The following is a 15,263-nucleotide window of genomic DNA, read 5'->3' on the forward strand; positions in this document are numbered from 1 at the left end:
CCATGGCCACCGACCTCCGGATCAGCCGCCCCGAACCGGCCGTGCAGGTGCGCCTCACGGCCGGCCGGGGCAGGTCCCGCCGGATCCGCTCAGCGCTGGCGCACTTCGGCGTCTTCGGCGCACCGGGACTGCTCGTCTACGGCTGCTTCGTGCTCGCCCCGGTGCTGCTCAGCCTCTGGTACAGCCTCACCAACTACAACCCGTTCAACCCGCACACCCGGTTCGTCGGGCTCGACAACTACACGATGCTCCTCCACGACGACGAGTTCCTGACCTCGCTGCGGGTCACCGTCGTCCTCACCCTGATCCTGGTGATCGTGCCCAACCTGGCGGGCCTGGGCATCGCGATGCTGCTCAACCGCAAGGGCTGGTTCTACAACGCCTGGCGCGGGGTCTTCTTCGTACCCGTCGTGCTCAGCTCGGTCGTGGTCAGCATCGTGTGGACACGGCTGCTCGCCGACGACGGCGTGGTCAACCAGGTGCTCGGCTGGTTCGGAATGAGCCCGGTGGGCTGGCTGTCCGACCCGTCCCTGGCGCTCTACTCCCTCGCCGGCATCATGGCCTGGCAGATGCTCGGGTTCTGCGTCGTGGTCTATCTCGCCGGACTCCAGTCCGTCCCCGATGAGCTCTACGAGGCCGCGTCGCTGGACGGCGCCGGAGCCCTGGCCCGCTTCCGCCATGTGACCTGGCCGCTGCTGGCGCCCGCCCTCACCATCAACACGGTGGTCCTGCTGATCACCGCCTTCAAGGCCTACGACCACATCCAGGTCATCACCAACGGAGGCCCCGGCACCGGCACCACCGCCACGGTGGCCTTTGTGATCCTGCAGACCGGCTTTGTCGCCAACCACCAGGGATACGCCGCCGCCATGGCGATCGTGATGCTGGTCCTGGTCGCCACGGCCGCCGCAGTGATCATGCGTCTGCTGCAGCGCCGGGAGGTCGACCTGTGAGCACCGTCAAGGAATCCCCGGCGTACGGCGGCTCCTGGCTGCGCCCGCTGGCCGTCACCGCACTGGGCGCGCTGTTCGCCGTCCCGCTCTATGTGGTCCTGGCCAACACCTTCAAGCTGGGCGCCGACATCGCGCCCAGCCCCGCCTCGTTCCCCCTCCCGCCGACCCTCGGCAACCTCAGGGCGGTACTGACCCGCCCCGACCATCTGTTCCTGGTCAGTCTCACCAACAGCCTCCTGGTCACCACGCTCTCGGTGATCGTGCTCACCGTGCTGTCCGCGATGCTCGGCCACTATCTGGCCCGCACCGGATCCCGGTGGGCGAAGGCCGCAACCCTCGTCCTGCTGTCAGGCCTGATGATCCCGCCGCAGGTGATCCTGCTGCCCATCACCCGGGTGCTCGGCCTGTTCCACCTGATGGACACCGTGCAGGGTCTGGTGCTGTTCAACGTGGGCTACTACGTGCCCTTCGGGGTCTTCCTCTTCGCCGGCTTCACCCGCACCATCCCGGTCGAGATGGAGGAGGCCGCCGCGATCGACGGGGCCGGCCGGCTCACCGTCTTCTGGCGGATCGTGTTCCCGCTGCTGCGTCCGGCCACCGCGAGCGCGGTGATCTTCTTCGGGGTGTGGATCTGGAACGACTTCCTGGACCCGCTGATCATCCTCGGGCCCAGCGACGGGACGACGGTCACCACCGGCATCTACCGGGCCATCGGCCAGTACCAGGCCGACTACGGAACCGTCTTCGGCCTGATGTTCCTGGCCACCCTGCCGGTCCTGGTGCTCTATCTCGTCCTGCAGAAGCAGTTCGTCCGCGGCCTGACCAGCGGCGCCACCAAGGGCTGAGCCCCGGAGCAGCCATGTGACAGGACGGAACCACCCACCGGAATGCGAAGGATCAACTCCATGACGTCCGTTGTCGTCGACCGCGAGCAGCGGGTCTGGTCACTGTCCACCCCGAACACCACCTACGCGGTCCATCTGACCGACGACGACCGGTTGGTCCAGCTCCACTGGGGCGCGCGGCTGTCCCCGGCCGAGACGACCGCACTCGTCGGCAGGACGCTGACCACGGCGCCCTACGACTTGCCGCTGGATGCCGAGGAGCAGCTGCCGGTCGACGGCGGTCTGCGCTGGGGCGTCCCCTCGCTGCAGGTGACCTTTCCCGGCGGGGTGCGGTCGCTGGAGCTCGCTCTCCGCTCCGACCGGGTCGAGCAGGAGCAGCACGGCACCCGGCTGGACCTGGTCCTCGCCGACACGCACTTCCCGCTTCTGGTCGTGCTGCACTACCGGGTGCGGGAGGGCTCGGACGCGCTGGAACGCTGGGTGACGCTACGTCATATCGGCGTCGGCGGTGAGCCGTTCACCGTGCACCGGGCCGACTCCGGCAGCTGGCTGGTCCCTGAGCTGCCCGACTACCGCTACAGCGCGGTCTCCGGTGCCTGGTCCGCGGAGAACCAGCTGCGCCGGGAGCCGCTGCCCGGGGGTGAACTCACCCTGGGCAGCCGGCACGGCATCACCGGTCACCACGCCAATCCATGGATCATGCTCGACGACGGCACGGCGACCGAGGACCGCGGCGAGGTCTGGGGGGTGGCCCTGGCCTGGAGCGGGACCTGGCGGATCACCGCGCAGCGGCGCTTCGAGGGCCGCGCCGCGGTGACCGCCGGCTTCGGCCACGACGGGGCGACCTGGCAGCTCCGGCCGGGGGACGAACTGACCACCCCGCCCGTGCTCGGCCTGTACAGCGACGGCGGTTTCGGCGGTGCCAGCCGCGCCTGGCACCGCCATGCGCGCCGGTGTGTCCTGCCGCATCCGCAGGAGGTCCGGCCGGTGCTCTACAACTCCTGGGAGGCGGTCGCCTTCGACGTGGACGAGGCCGGTCAGCTGGAACTGGCCCGCAAGGCCGCGGAGCTGGGCGTCGAGCTGTTCGTGATGGACGACGGGTGGTTCGGCCGGCGTACCGACAGCACCGCCGGACTGGGCGACTGGTGGCCCAACCCCGACCGGTTCCCCGATGGACTCGGCCGGCTCGCCGACGAGGTCCGCTCGCTCGGGATGTCCTTCGGCGTCTGGGTCGAGCCGGAGATGGTCAACCCCGACAGTGACCTCTACCGTGCCCGTCCCGACTGGGTACTGCACCACCCCGACCGCCGCCGCGACCAGCTGCGCACCCAGCTGGTCCTCAACTTCGCCCGCGAGGACGTCCGCGAGTGGGCCTTCGGCTGGCTCGACAAGCTCGTCGGGGACCACGGCATCACCTTCCTCAAGTGGGACATGAACCGCGCCCTGTCCCAGGCCGGCTGGCCCGAGCGGCTCCGCGAAGGCGACGGCGACCAGGACCGGCTGTGGATCGACCACACGCGCAACGTCTACGCGGTCATGGACCGGCTTCGGGCGAGCCACCCCGCGCTGCGCATCGAGTCGTGCGCGGGCGGCGGCGGCCGGGTCGACTACGGCATCCTCTCGCGCACCGACGAGGTGTGGACCTCGGACAACACCGACGCCTTCCACCGGCAGTCCATCCAGCACGGGCTCAGTCAGCTCTACCCGGCGGGGGTGATGGCGGCCTGGGTGACGGACGCCGCCTCCGCACCGTTGGAGTACCGGTTCCATGTCGCCATGGCCGGCGTCCTGGGCATCGGCGGCGACCTGCACAAGTGGACCCCTGAGGAGCTCGACGCAACTCGCCGGTGGGTGGCCCTGTACAAGGAGATCCGCCCCACCGTGCAGCACGGCGACCAGTACCGTCTCGGCGCCGAACCCGGACGCGGCCTGTCCGCGGTCCAGTACGTCCACGGCGACGACGTGGCCCTGCTGCTCTACCACCCCCACCCGGACGTCCGGCCCGCCCCGAGCATCCTGCGGCTGGCCGGCCTCGACCCCGACTCCGTCTACATGGAGCACGGGGACAGCGCGGGCGACGGACCCAGGGCCACCGGCCGGGTCCTGATGACGGCCGGCCTCCCCGTCCGGCACCGGCTCGCCGGAAGCGAGCGGGCCAGTGCCGTGATCCGGCTGCGCCGCATCCACTGACCACCGGCGGAGCCCGCTCTGCGCGAACCGCCGGAACCACGCTCAACCACGAAGGGACACACAGCAATGACCTCTCGACGTGATGTGCTCAAAGCCACCGGCGCACTGGTCGGCGGCACCCTCCTCGCCGGTCCGCTGACCGCGGGAAGGGCGTCCGCGGCGGCACCCCCGGCCACCGCCGGGGACGTCCGCGGCACCCTCCCGCCCGGCCTCCCCGAGGGGCTGTACAACCGGCGGCAGCGCTGGCTGCGCGCATCGACGGCCGGACTCTTCCTGCACTGGGGCATGCGCACCTTCCCCGGCTACACGGACGCGGCCTCCTGGGAGGCGGCGATCACCAGCGGCGGCTGGGACCCCGACTACTGGGTCGATGAGGCCCGCAAGCTGCACGCGAGCTATGTGGTCCTCACCTCGTTCCACAGCAGGCTGGGCTACTCACGGGCCTGGCCCTCGCAGATCCCCGGCAGCGCCAGCACCCAGCGCGACTTCCTCGGGGAGCTGATCGCGGCGGCGAAGGCCAAGGACCTGCACGTCATCCTCTACATGACCGACGACCCGCAGTGGCACGCCGAGGGCGGCCACGAGCAGCTGGACTCCGCGGCCTACTCCGCCTACAAGGGCAAGGAGGTCGACCTCACCACCCGGCTGGGGTTCGGCGAGTACAGCTACGACAACTTCGTCGAGGTCATGGACAACTACCCCGACCTGTCGGGGTTCTGGATCGACAACGACAACGAGTACTGGGAGCAGAACGGCCTCTATGAGCTGATCCGGGAGCGCCGCCCCAGCTGGCTGCTGTCGAACAACAACGAAGACACGCCGATCATGGACACGGTCAGCAATGAGCAGAAGGTCGGCATGGTCCCGGCCTATGACTACCCGGCCGCCGTGTGGACGCCGATGCCCCGCCTCACCGAGGCCTGCTACAAGCTGCCCAGCAAGGGCCAGTGGTGGTTCGACGGCTCCGACTCGGCCGTCGACCACGGGCTCAACGTCGGCCGTTTCATCACCAACGCCGGTTCCTCCATCAAGTCCCTGATGGCCGAGACCGCCCAGGTGAACGGCAGGTTCCCGGCGAACCAGGAGGCGTTCAACAACTTCCTCGCCGACTACCTGCCTCCGATCCGGGAGTCGATCGACGACACCGTGGGCGGCGGCTACATGTACGGCGGCCTGCAGCCCGGTGCATGGAACGACGGCGCCTACGGAGTGGTCACCATCAGCAGGAGCGACCCCTTCCGCCAGTACCTCCACATCACCACACCGCCCACCACCGACACCCTCACCGTCCGCGACAACGGCCACCGGATCGTCCGCATCACCGACGTCCGCACCGGCAAGCGGCTGTCGTTCGAGCAGCGCGACGGCCGCATCACCATCACCGGCATAACGGCCTGGGACCCCTACGACACCGTGCTGCGGGTGAACACCGCGGCCCGCGAGGGCTTCTACCCGCAGCACCGCATCACCTCCACCGCCAGCGCCGCCGCGGCGGGCCACCCTGCGGCCGGTCTCACCGACGACTCGTTCCTGACCTGGTGGGACAGCGGTGCCGTGCTGCCCGTGTCGATCACTCTCGACCTCGGGGAGCGGGTCCCGGTCAGCTTCCTGGCCGTCAACCAGCGCGAGTGGTCGCCGACCTACAACCGCGAGACCTTCGGCCGCCTGGAGGACTCCGCCCGCATCAAGGACTACGAGGTGCACATCAGTGACGACGGGGCCGACTGGGGCTCCCCCGTCCTCACCGGGGTCATGGAGAGCGCCCGCGGCGTCCGCTTCATCGACCTCGCCATCCCCCGCACCCGCTATGTCCGGCTCACCGTCAACAGCACCTGGGCCGCGGAGACGGTGCCCGCCTTCTACCGCAAGCTGGGCATCGACGAGATCCGTGTCGGCTGGCGCTCGCCGGTCGGCCAGGACCGGGCCCACTGACCGACCCGGCGCGGGCCCGCGCCGCCGTCCGCCGTGTCCGTGCACCGGATGCGGCGACGGCGGCGCGGGCCCGCGCCGGCAGGTATGGGCGGTGCGCTCGGCGTCCCCCGCTCCGGGCCTCTCCCGCACTCGGCGCGGGAGAGGCCCGGTCCTGTTGCGGCCTGTCAGGCAGGGGACGCCGCGGGCTGCCCGGGGACAGCCGTGCACCCCGGTCCTCCCGCCTCCCGGCGGGCCTGGGTCAGCCGGCGGCCGGGAGGTAGGCGGTGAGCCAGCGGTCGAGCTCCTGGAAGACCTGCTTGCGGGCGGACTCGCCGGAGAGGACCAGGTCGTGGACGCCGTCGGCGATCCGGACGGTGGTGATGTGGCGGCCGAGGCGCGGTGCGAGGGCCGCGATGTCGTCGGCGCGCAGCACGCCGTCGGTGGTGTGCAGCGCGGCGTCCCAGCGGGTGGCGGTGAGGGTGCTGGCGGTGGAGGCCATCAGCAGCACCGGGCAGTCGATGGCCAGGCCCCGCCGCACCTGGCGGTGCCCCTGCTGGATGGCGGCCAGCCAGCCCGCGTAGACGCCGAATCCCTCTGCGGGCTTGAGCGCGAGGTCGAAGTCCCAGCTGCCGCGGAAGTCGCGGTGCAGGCTGTGCACATAGTGCGGCGCGGGCGGCATCGGGAGCTTGCGGGTTCCGGCCAGCCGCCCGAGGGCGTCGAGCGCCGGGGCGCCCAGGGTGCGGACCAGCAGGGCGGCGGGCATGGACAGGAAGGGGCTGTTGAGGAAGAGTCCGTCGACCAGGCCCTGACCGGCGCGCCGGTGCGCCCAGAGGGCGGTGACCAGGCCTCCGGTGGAGTGTCCGTTGACCAGCAGCTGGTCGTGCCCGTCCACCGCGCGGATGATGCGGACCGCCTCGTCCAGCTCCTCGTCGTAGGCGTCGAGTCGGCGGACGAAGTTGGGCGAGTGGTGGGGGCGCAGCGAGCGGCCGTACTTGCGCAGGTCGAGGGCGTAGAAGTCATAGCCGCGTTCGACATAGAAGTCGGCCAGGTGGGTCTGGAAGAAGTAGTCCACGAAGCCGTGCACATAGAGGACGGCGCGCCGGGGGCCGGTGGCGCCCTCGGCCGCGGCGCGGCGGCGGACCAGTGTCGCCAGCACCTCGCCCTCGTCGTCGGCGGCCAGCGGCAGGTCGACGGCCTCGTACGGGGCGCCGAGGATATCGGTACGGAAATCCACGCCGCAGACTGTAGTGGGCGCGCTGCGGTCGGTGGCCGCAGCCCCGCCGTGGGCTTGGTCACGCTTCAATTCCTTAAGGCTGACCAAAATCTGAGAGCGCTCTCTGCTTCATCTCTTGACGGGACTCCGACAGCACCGCAAAGGTGAGCGCAGCCTTCCGCTCGCCCCCCGAGCGTGCCCCCACCTGGAGGTCCCCCCACCATGCTCACCCGCAGAAAGCTGCTCGCCGTCTCCGCCGGCGCGGCGCTCTCCGTACCCGTGCTGGCACGGCTGATGGCAGCGGACGCCGGCGCCGCCACCGCGCCGACGCTGCCGCTGGACCTGGTCAACACCACCAGCAGCGCCACCGTGTACGCGTATGTGCTGGGCCGTGACCCGGCGGCCGGCGGCAACTGGGCCTTCATCCAGGCCGACGGCACCACCCTGTACCACCCGCCCTCCCCGGCCAACGACCAGACCCCGCTGGGCGTGGACTGCGCCATCGCCCTCAACGCCCCCGGAGCAGCGGCCCGCAGCGTCACTCTGCCGCACCTGGACAGCGGACGGATCTACTTCGCCGTCGACCGCAAGCTCACCTTCCTGATGAACCGCGGCGGCGGGCTGGCGCTGCCCTCGGTGAGCAACCCGTCCGACCCCAACATCGATGTGCGGCACGACTTCTGCGAGTTCACCTACAACACCGACCAGCTGTACGCCAACATCACCTTCGTCGACATGGTGTGCCTGCCGATCTCCTTCCGGCTGGACACCGCCGAGGGCACCCAGAACGTCCGCGGCCTGCCCGCCGACGGCCTGGCCGGCGTGACCTCCGCGCTGCGCGCCCAGTCGGCGGCGGACGGCAGCGACTGGAGCCGGCTGATCGTCAGCTCCGGCGGCTCCGACCTGCGGGTGCTCAGCCCCAACCTGGCGATCCGCGGCAACAGTGCGCTCTTCGCGGGCTACTTCGACGACTACGTCAACCAGGTCTGGAACAAGTACAGCACCACCGACCTGCGGATCGACACCCAGTTCACCTGGGGCACCGCCACCGGACGGGTCTCCGGCGGTGTGCTGAACTTCCCCGGTGTGGGCAGCTTCACCAAGCCGTCCACCCTGGCGATCTTCTCCTGCAGCGACGCCCCGTTCACCACGGGCAACGACGAGATGGGCAACCTCAGCGCCCGCCTTGCCGCCGCCTTCAACCGCACCACCCTGCTGGCCAACCCCGACCAGCCGGACGCCGAGAACCCCGCCGCCTTCTACGGCCAGGCCCGCACCAACCACTACGCCCGGATCCTGCACTCCACCACCCCCGACGGGCTGGGCTACGCCTTCCCGTACGACGATGTGCACCCGGCCGGGGTGGACTTCGAGGGCAAGGTGCAGTCGGGCACCCCGAGCCGGTTCACCATCACCGTCGGCGGTTCCACCGGCGGTGGCGGCGGGAGCACCCCGACGCCGACCCCCACCGCCACCGGCGGGGTCGGGGCCTTCGGCACCATCCAGGCCGAGTCCTTCAGCGCCCAGTCCGGGACCTCCGTGGAGGCCTGCTCCGACAGCGGCGGCGGCAGTGATGTGGGCTGGCTCGCCAACGGCGACTGGCTGAAGTACTCGGCCGTGGACTTCGGCAGCGCCGGGGCGACCCGCTTCTCGGCCCGGGTGGCCTCGGGTGCGGCGGCGGGGATCAGCGGCCTGGTGCAGGTGCGTCTGGGCAGCCCCACGGCCACCCCGCTGGGCGGCTTCGCGGTGGCGTCCACCGGGGGCTGGCAGAGCTGGCAGACCGTACCCGCCGACATCAGCCGGGTGACGGGCGTCCAGGACGTCTATCTGACCTTCGACAGCGGACAGCCGGCCGACTTCGTCAACCTCAACTGGTTCACCTTCGGCTGAGCCTCTTGGCGGGCGGGCCACCCCGGACGACCCGGGGTGGCCCGCCCGGCGCGTCCCGGCGCTCCGGTCTCACACCCGGCCCGGGGTGCCCTTGCGCAGCGCCCGGAGGTACTCGCGGTTCATCGCCGCGATGGACGGCAGCGGGATGCCCTTGGGGCAGGCGGTGGCGCACTCCCCGGTGTTGGTGCACCCGCCGAAGCCCTCCTCGTCCATGGCCGCCACCATGTCCAGCACCCGGGACTCCCGCTCCGGTGCGCCCTGCGGCAGCACATTGAGGTGCACCACCTTGGCGGAGGTGAAGAGCATCGCCGAGCCGTTGGGGCAGGCCGCCACGCAGGCACCGCAGCCGATGCACTCCGCGTGCTCGAAGGCGGTGTCGGCGGCCTCCTTGGGCACCGGGGTGGCATGGGCCTCGGGGGCCGAGCCGGTGGGCGCGGTGATGTAGCCGCCGGCGCCGATGATGCGGTCGAATGCGGAGCGGTCCACCACCAGGTCCTTGACCACCGGGAAGGCCGCGGCCCGCCAGGGCTCGACGTCGATGGTGTCGCCGTCCTGGAAGTGCCGCATGTGCAGCTGACAGGTGGTGGTCCGCTCGGGGCCGTGGGCCCGGCCGTTGATCACCATGCCGCAGGCGCCGCAGATGCCCTCGCGGCAGTCGTGGTCGAAGGCCACCGGCTCCTCGCCGCGCAGGATCAGCTCCTCGTTGAGGACGTCCAGCATCTCCAGGAAGGACATGTCCGGGCTGATGTCACGGACGTCGTAGGTGGTCATGGCGCCGTCCTGCTCGGGTGAGCGCTGGCGCCAGATGCGCAGGGTGAGGTTCACGCGTAGCTCCGCTGGGTGGGGTGGACGTACTCGAAGGCCAGCTCTTCGCGGTGCAGCACCGGGGCTCCGTCGCCGCCGTGCTCCCAGGCCGCCACATAGGAGAAGTGCCCGTCGTCGCGCCGGGCCTCGCCGTCGGGGGTCTGGGACTCCTCGCGGAAGTGGCCGCCGCAGGACTCGGTGCGGTGCAGCGCGTCCAGGCACATCAGCTCGGCCAGCTCCAGATGGTCGGCGATCCGGTTGGCCTTCTCCAGCTGCTGGTTGAGCTCGGTACCGGTGCCCGGCACCTTGACCCGGCGCCAGAACTCGTCGCGCAGCTCGGGGATGCGGTCCAGGGCCTTGCGCAGCCCCGCCTCGTTGCGGGCCATGCCGCACTCCTCCCAGAGCAGTGCGCCCAGCTCCCGGTGGAAGGACTCCGGGGTGCGGTCGCCGTCGACGGCGAGCAGCAGCGCGAGCCGGTCCTCGGTGTCGGCGACGGCCTCGGCGACGGCCTCGGCGACGGCCGGGTGGTCGGGGTCGGCCTCCTGGTGGGGGTGGCGCGCGAGGTAGTCGCCGATGGTGGCGGGCAGCACGAAGTAGCCGTCGGCCAGGCCCTGCATCAGGGCGCTGGCGCCGAGCCGGTTGGCGCCGTGGTCGGAGAAGTTGGCCTCCCCGATGGCGAACAGGCCGGGGACGGTGGTCTGCAGGTCGTAGTCCACCCAGAGGCCGCCCATGGTGTAGTGCACGGCGGGATAGATGCGCATGGGGCGGGAGTAGGGGTCCTCGGCGGTGATCCGCTCGTACATCTCGAAGAGGTTGCGTACTTCTCGGCGACCTTCTCCCGGCCCATCCGGGCGATGGCGTCGGCGAAGTCCAGATAGACGCCCTGGCCGCCGGGGCCGACCCCGCGGCCCTCGTCACAGACGTTCTTGGCGGCGCGGGAGGCGATGTCGCGCGGGACCAGATTGCCGAAGGAGGGGTAGATCCGCTCCAGGTAGTAGTCGCGCTCGCCCTCGGGGATCTGCTGCGGGGGCCGGGTGTCGCCCTCGGCCAGCGGCACCCAGATACGGCCGTCGTTGCGCAGCGACTCGCTCATCAGGGTCAGCTTGGACTGGTGGTCGCCGGAGCGCGGGATGCAGGTGGGGTGGATCTGGGTGTAGCAGGGGTTGGCGAAGTACGCGCCGCGGCGGTGGGCCCGCCAGATCGCGGTGGTGTTGGAGTTCTTGGCGTTGGTGGAGAGGTGGAAGACATTGCCGTAGCCGCCGGTGGCCAGCACCACGGCGTCGGCGAGATGGACCGAGATCCGGCCGGTGACCAGGTCCCGGGCGACGATGCCGCGGGCCCGGCCGTCGATGACCACCAGGTCGAGCATCTCGGTGCGGGGGTGCATCTCCACCGCACCGGCGTCGATCTGGCGGGACAGCGCCTGGTAGGCGCCGAGCAGCAGCTGCTGGCCGGTCTGGCCGCGGGCGTAGAAGGTGCGGGAGACCTGGACGCCACCGAAGGAGCGGGTGTCCAGCAGCCCTCCGTACTCGCGGGCGAAGGGGACGCCCTGGGCGACGCACTGGTCGATGATCTGCACCGAGACCTGGGCGAGGCGGTGGACGTTGGACTCCCGGGAGCGGAAGTCGCCGCCCTTGACGGTGTCGTAGAAGAGCCGGTGCACCGAGTCGCCGTCGTTGCGGTAGTCCTTGGCGGCGTTGATACCGCCCTGGGCCGCGATGGAGTGGGCGCGCCGGGGTGAGTCCTGGTAGCAGAACTGGACGACCCGGTAGCCCTGTTCCGCGAGGGTGGCGCCGGCTGCGCCGCCGGCCAGTCCGGTGCCCACCACGATCACCGTGAGTTTGCGGCGGTTGGCCGGGTTGACCAGCTTCGCCTCGAAGCGGCGGCGGTCCCAGCGCTCGTGGACGGGCCCGTCCGGGGCCTTGGTGTCGGCGATCGGGGCGCCGACGGTGAAGTCGCTGTAGGGGGTCATCTCAGTCCACCAATCCGGTCATCACGGCCACGGGCACCAGCACGAAGCCGGCGGTGAGTACGGCCGCCAGGATGTTGGCCGCCGCCTTGAGGGCGCGGTCGCGGGTGCGGTTGTTGGCACCGAGGGTCTGCGCGGCGCTCCAGAAGCCGTGGCGGATGTGCAGGCCCAGGGCGAGCATCGCGACGATGTAGAACAGGTCGACGTACCAGAGGCGGAAGTCCGCGACGACGTTCTCGTAGGGGTGGCCGGCCTCTCCGCGCGGATTGACGGTGCCAGCCGTCAGATCGAGGATGTGCCAGACGATGAAGAGGCCGAGGATCACTCCGCCCCATCGCATGGTGCGGGTCGCGTAGCTGCCCCGGGCCGGCTGCCGGTGCGCATAGCGCTGCGGGCGCGCCTTCAGGTCGCGGCGGCTCAGCTGGTAGGCGGCGACGCCGTGCAGCACCACGCAGGCGACCAGCGCGGCGCGCTGCAGCCACAGGTACCAGCCGTAGTGCAGCACCGGCTCACCGATCGTCCGCAGCCATCCGGCGTAGCTGTCGAAGTCCCCGGGGCCGAAGAAGATCTTGAGGTTGCCGAGCATGTGCGCGATGAGGAAGAGCAGCATGAGCACGCCTGTGCCCGCCATCACCGTCTTCTTGCCGATGGTGGAGTCCCACAGCGTGCGGAGGGCGGACGGGTGCACCGTCCGGGTCGCCAGTGCCATGACCTGGACGTTACGACCGCGCATGATGACAGGTCCAAGACATGGTGCGGCTGGTTTCGATAGGCCGGAGCTATCGTGGCCGTGTGCAGTTGCAGCAGCTCGTCTACTTCGTTGCCGTCGCCGAGACCCGGCACTTCACCCGGGCCGCCGAGCGGGCGCACGTCGCCCAGCCGTCGCTGTCCCAGCAGATCCGTTCCCTGGAGCGGGAGCTGGGGACCGAGCTGTTCAGCCGCGCCCGGGGGAACATCGCCCTCACCGACGCCGGCGAGGCGCTGCTGCCGCTGGCCCGGCGGATCCTGGCGGACGCCGACACCGCCCGCCAGGAGGTGCAGGAACTGGTCCAGCTGCGGCGCGGGCGGGTACGGATCGGCGCCACCCCGAGCCTGTGCACCGGTCTGCTGCCACAGGTGCTGCGCGCCTACCACCGCCGCTTCCCGGGGATCCGGCTGCTGGTGGAGGAGGGCGGATCCCGGGACCTGGTGCGCGAACTGGCCACCGGCAGCCTGGACCTGGCGCTGCTCATCCTGCCGCTGCAGAGCCATGACCCCGCGCTGGCCACCACCGAGCTGCTGCGGGAGGAGCTGGTGGTGGTCTCGGCGGCCGGGGCACCACCCCCGGTGGAGGGGCAGCGGGTGCGGGTCGCCGATCTGGACGGGCGTCCGCTGGTGATGTTCCGGCGCGGCTACGACCTGCGGGAGTTCACCGTGGGCGCCTGCCGGGCCGCCGGGTTCGAGCCGTCGCTCGCCGTGGAGGGCGGCGAGATGGATGCGGTGCTCGGCTTCGTGGAGGCGGGGCTGGGGCTCGCGGTGGTGCCCAGCATGGTCGCCGACCGGCGGGGCCTGATCCGGGTGACGCCGTTCGCCGGAGCGGGACTTCAGCGCACCATCGGCCTGGCGCACCGCCGGGACGTCGAGCCGCCGCGCGCCGCCCGGGAGCTGCGGCGGGTGCTGCTGGAGTACCTCGACCACGCGGCGGCCACGGGGACGCTGCCCCCGGGCACCCGCCGGGTCGGCACCGCAGCCGGTGCACCGGACTGAACCGGACCCGACCAGAGACTTGACGAGTGCAGGTCAACATTGGCTAGATTGTCCCGTACTCGGACGCATCGCCCGGTGTGTTTTGAGGCAGCGTGGGAGCGCTCCCATGCATTGCCTACCCCCGCCGCGCCTCCGAAAAACCCTTGGAGCTCCCGTGAACTCACCCCTGCCCGAACGCTGGACCCAACTCGCGCTCGGACTCTTCCGCGTCGTCGTCGGCCTGCTGTTCACCTGCCACGGCGCCGCCTCGCTCTTCGACGTCCTGGGCGGCCCGCAGGGCGGCCACGCGCCCACACTGCTGGAGTGGCCCGGCTGGTGGGCCTCGGCGATCCAGCTGGCCGGCGGGATCCTGGTCCTGGTCGGCCTGCTCACCCGGCCCGCCGCACTCCTGTGCTCCGGCTCCATGGCGTACGCGTACTTCACGGTGCATCAGGAGAAGGCCCTGTGGCCGATCCAGAACGGCGGCGAGCCCTCAGTGATGTTCTGCTGGGCGTTCCTGGCCATCGCCACCGTCGGCCCCGGCGCCCTCTCGCTCGACCGCCTGCTGCTGGGCCACCGTCCCGAGACGACCGCCCCCGCCCCCGGGGACGCAGAGGCCCGGGCCTTCACGGCCCGCTGAGGCCGGTTCCGTACACCGCAGCCTCGACGGTCCGCCCCGCCCGCCCCGGGCGGGGCGGGCCCGTCCGCACCGGAGCGGCAGGGGCCTTCCGCGGGTGCGGGAGGGGCGGGGTGGTGGTGTGCTGGAGGGGGACCCGCGGGCCTGCCTTCGGGCTCCCGCCGTGTCCACGACCGTCCCGGAAGGCGTGACCGCACATGTCCACGAGCACCCGCAACCAGCCTCTCGCCGGACGCGTGGCGGTGGTCACCGGCGCCTCCAGCGGCATCGGTGAAGCGTCCGCCGAGCATCTGGCCGCCCTGGGCGCCAAGGTCGCCGTCCTGGCGCGCCGTACGGAGAGGCTGGACGACCTGGTCGCCCGGGTGGGCAGGAACGGCGGCACCGCGCTGGCGCTGGCCACCGATGTCACCGACACCGCCCAGGTGCATGCCGCAGCCGACCGGGTGCGGTCCCAACTCGGCAGCGCCGACCTGCTGTTCAACAACGCCGGAGTGATGCTGCCGGCCCCGATCGAGGAGCTGCGCGTCGACCAGTGGAAGCGGCAGATCGATCTCAACATCTCCGGACTGATGAATGTGATCGGCGAGTTCGTCCCGCAACTGGTCGAGTCGGCCGGGGAGCGCGGCGTCGCAGACCTGATCAACACCGCGTCGATCGCCGCGCAGAACATCTTCCCGAACTTCGCCGTCTACTCCGGCACCAAGGCCTTTGTCACGCACTTCTCCCGCACCCTCCGCACCGAGCTGGGCGCCAAGAACGTACGGGTGGCGGCGATCGAGCCGGGCATCGTCGGCACCGAGCTGCAGGGCCACGTCACGGACCAGGGCGCCCTGGAGTGGCTGGCGGGCTCCAAGGAGACGATGGAGTGGCTGACCCCGCAGGACATCGCGGAGACGATCGGCTTCATCGCCTCCATGCCGCCGCGGGTCAACCTCCAGCAGGTCACCATCATGCCCACCGGGCAGGCCAGTTGAGCCTGCCCGCCGACGGGCCGGCTGCCGCTCCGCCGGGCCGGGCATCGACCGCCCGCAGCTGCGGGCGGAGGCCGCTGCCGTCGACGAACTCCCGCTGAGGACCGGCCCGTTGCCCCCGCCGGTCGGGCGGATCCGACTCGCAGGCCGGTAAC

At 71.1% G+C, this 15,263-nt stretch carries 12 protein-coding genes and 1 pseudogene; 8 read left to right on the forward strand and 5 right to left on the reverse strand.

All coding sequences use genetic code 11. The annotated features are described in order from the left end of the window. Positions 1 to 2 precede the first annotated feature (2 nt). The 4 genes from AB0761_RS03240 (at position 3) to AB0761_RS03255 (ending at position 5,920) form a co-directional block, all read left to right on the forward strand. Positions 3 to 953 carry a carbohydrate ABC transporter permease gene (locus AB0761_RS03240; RefSeq protein ID WP_377267332.1) on the forward strand — a complete coding sequence of 317 codons (951 nt, stop codon included), beginning with the start codon at positions 3 to 5 and terminating at the stop codon, positions 951 to 953. Then, positions 950 to 1,798, forward strand: coding sequence for a carbohydrate ABC transporter permease (locus AB0761_RS03245; protein ID WP_377267334.1), 849 nt, complete (start codon positions 950 to 952; stop codon positions 1,796 to 1,798). The genes AB0761_RS03240 and AB0761_RS03245 overlap by 4 nt, the downstream gene beginning before the upstream one ends. Positions 1,799 to 1,858: 60 nt before the next feature. Further along, on the forward strand, positions 1,859 to 3,988 hold the full coding sequence (locus tag AB0761_RS03250) for an alpha-galactosidase (RefSeq protein ID WP_377267335.1): 2,130 nt from the start codon (positions 1,859 to 1,861) through the stop codon (positions 3,986 to 3,988). 66 nt (positions 3,989 to 4,054) lie between these two features. After that, positions 4,055 to 5,920 (forward strand): alpha-L-fucosidase, encoded by a 1,866-nt coding sequence (locus AB0761_RS03255; protein ID WP_377267337.1) that lies wholly within the window; start codon positions 4,055 to 4,057, stop codon positions 5,918 to 5,920. 238 nt (positions 5,921 to 6,158) lie between these two features. On the opposite strand, the gene AB0761_RS03260 is transcribed toward AB0761_RS03255, so the two are convergent. Next, on the reverse strand, positions 6,159 to 7,133 hold the full coding sequence (locus tag AB0761_RS03260) for an alpha/beta hydrolase (RefSeq protein ID WP_377267338.1): 975 nt from the start codon (positions 7,131 to 7,133) through the stop codon (positions 6,159 to 6,161). 201 nt (positions 7,134 to 7,334) lie between these two features. Between AB0761_RS03260 and AB0761_RS03265 the strand changes: the two genes are divergently transcribed. After that, positions 7,335 to 9,002: a beta-1,3-glucanase family protein gene (locus tag AB0761_RS03265; protein WP_377267340.1), complete on the forward strand. Its 1,668-nt coding sequence runs from the start codon at positions 7,335 to 7,337 to the stop codon at positions 9,000 to 9,002. 69 nt (positions 9,003 to 9,071) lie between these two features. On the opposite strand, the gene AB0761_RS03270 is transcribed toward AB0761_RS03265, so the two are convergent. From AB0761_RS03270 to AB0761_RS03285, 4 genes and pseudogenes are all read right to left on the reverse strand, one after another. Further along, the gene (locus AB0761_RS03270) at positions 9,072 to 9,827 is read right to left on the reverse strand and encodes a succinate dehydrogenase/fumarate reductase iron-sulfur subunit (RefSeq protein WP_377267342.1); all 756 of its coding nucleotides are present in this window, start codon (positions 9,825 to 9,827) and stop codon (positions 9,072 to 9,074) included. Further along, the gene (locus tag AB0761_RS03275; RefSeq protein ID WP_377273922.1) at positions 9,824 to 10,423 is read right to left on the reverse strand and encodes a hypothetical protein; all 600 of its coding nucleotides are present in this window, start codon (positions 10,421 to 10,423) and stop codon (positions 9,824 to 9,826) included. Before AB0761_RS03275 ends, AB0761_RS03270 begins: the two co-directional genes overlap by 4 nt. Positions 10,424 to 10,483: 60 nt before the next feature. Continuing rightward, a pseudogene (gene sdhA / locus AB0761_RS03280) lies at positions 10,484 to 11,778 on the reverse strand (succinate dehydrogenase (quinone) flavoprotein subunit); the annotation flags it as partial. A gap of 1 nt (position 11,779) precedes the next feature. Continuing rightward, positions 11,780 to 12,484: a succinate dehydrogenase cytochrome b subunit gene (locus AB0761_RS03285; protein ID WP_377267343.1), complete on the reverse strand. Its 705-nt coding sequence runs from the start codon at positions 12,482 to 12,484 to the stop codon at positions 11,780 to 11,782. Positions 12,485 to 12,567: 83 nt separating this feature from the next. Between AB0761_RS03285 and AB0761_RS03290 the strand changes: the two genes are divergently transcribed. The 3 genes from AB0761_RS03290 to AB0761_RS03300 all read left to right on the forward strand — a co-directional run bounded on the left by AB0761_RS03290 (position 12,568) and on the right by AB0761_RS03300 (position 15,111). Continuing rightward, positions 12,568 to 13,521: a LysR family transcriptional regulator gene (locus tag AB0761_RS03290; RefSeq protein ID WP_377267345.1), complete on the forward strand. Its 954-nt coding sequence runs from the start codon at positions 12,568 to 12,570 to the stop codon at positions 13,519 to 13,521. A 106-nt stretch (positions 13,522 to 13,627) separates the two neighbouring features. Further along, positions 13,628 to 14,140 (forward strand): DoxX family protein, encoded by a 513-nt coding sequence (locus tag AB0761_RS03295; protein ID WP_377267346.1) that lies wholly within the window; start codon positions 13,628 to 13,630, stop codon positions 14,138 to 14,140. Between the two features lie 194 nt (positions 14,141 to 14,334). Continuing rightward, positions 14,335 to 15,111, forward strand: coding sequence for an SDR family oxidoreductase (locus tag AB0761_RS03300; protein ID WP_377267347.1), 777 nt, complete (start codon positions 14,335 to 14,337; stop codon positions 15,109 to 15,111). The last annotated feature ends 152 nt before the right edge of the window (positions 15,112 to 15,263 follow it).

The sequence above is a fragment of the Peterkaempfera podocarpi genome (genome assembly GCF_042466665.1).
GTDB lineage: Bacteria > Actinomycetota > Actinomycetes > Streptomycetales > Streptomycetaceae > Peterkaempfera > Peterkaempfera podocarpi.

Coding starts and splice junctions, on each gene's coding strand:
- AB0761_RS03265 (WP_377267340.1), top strand. CDS start 7,335: ATGCTCACCCGCAGAAAGCTGCTCGCCGTCTCCGCCGGCGCGGCGCTC.
- AB0761_RS03255 (WP_377267337.1), top strand. CDS start 4,055: ATGACCTCTCGACGTGATGTGCTCAAAGCCACCGGCGCACTGGTCGGC.
- AB0761_RS03285 (WP_377267343.1), bottom strand. CDS start 12,484: ATGGCACTGGCGACCCGGACGGTGCACCCGTCCGCCCTCCGCACGCTG.
- AB0761_RS03300 (WP_377267347.1), top strand. CDS start 14,335: ATGTCCACGAGCACCCGCAACCAGCCTCTCGCCGGACGCGTGGCGGTG.
- AB0761_RS03250 (WP_377267335.1), top strand. CDS start 1,859: ATGACGTCCGTTGTCGTCGACCGCGAGCAGCGGGTCTGGTCACTGTCC.
- AB0761_RS03275 (WP_377273922.1), bottom strand. CDS start 10,423: ATGCAGGGCCTGGCCGACGGCTACTTCGTGCTGCCCGCCACCATCGGC.
- AB0761_RS03295 (WP_377267346.1), top strand. CDS start 13,628: ATGCATTGCCTACCCCCGCCGCGCCTCCGAAAAACCCTTGGAGCTCCC.
- AB0761_RS03240 (WP_377267332.1), top strand. CDS start 3: ATGGCCACCGACCTCCGGATCAGCCGCCCCGAACCGGCCGTGCAGGTG.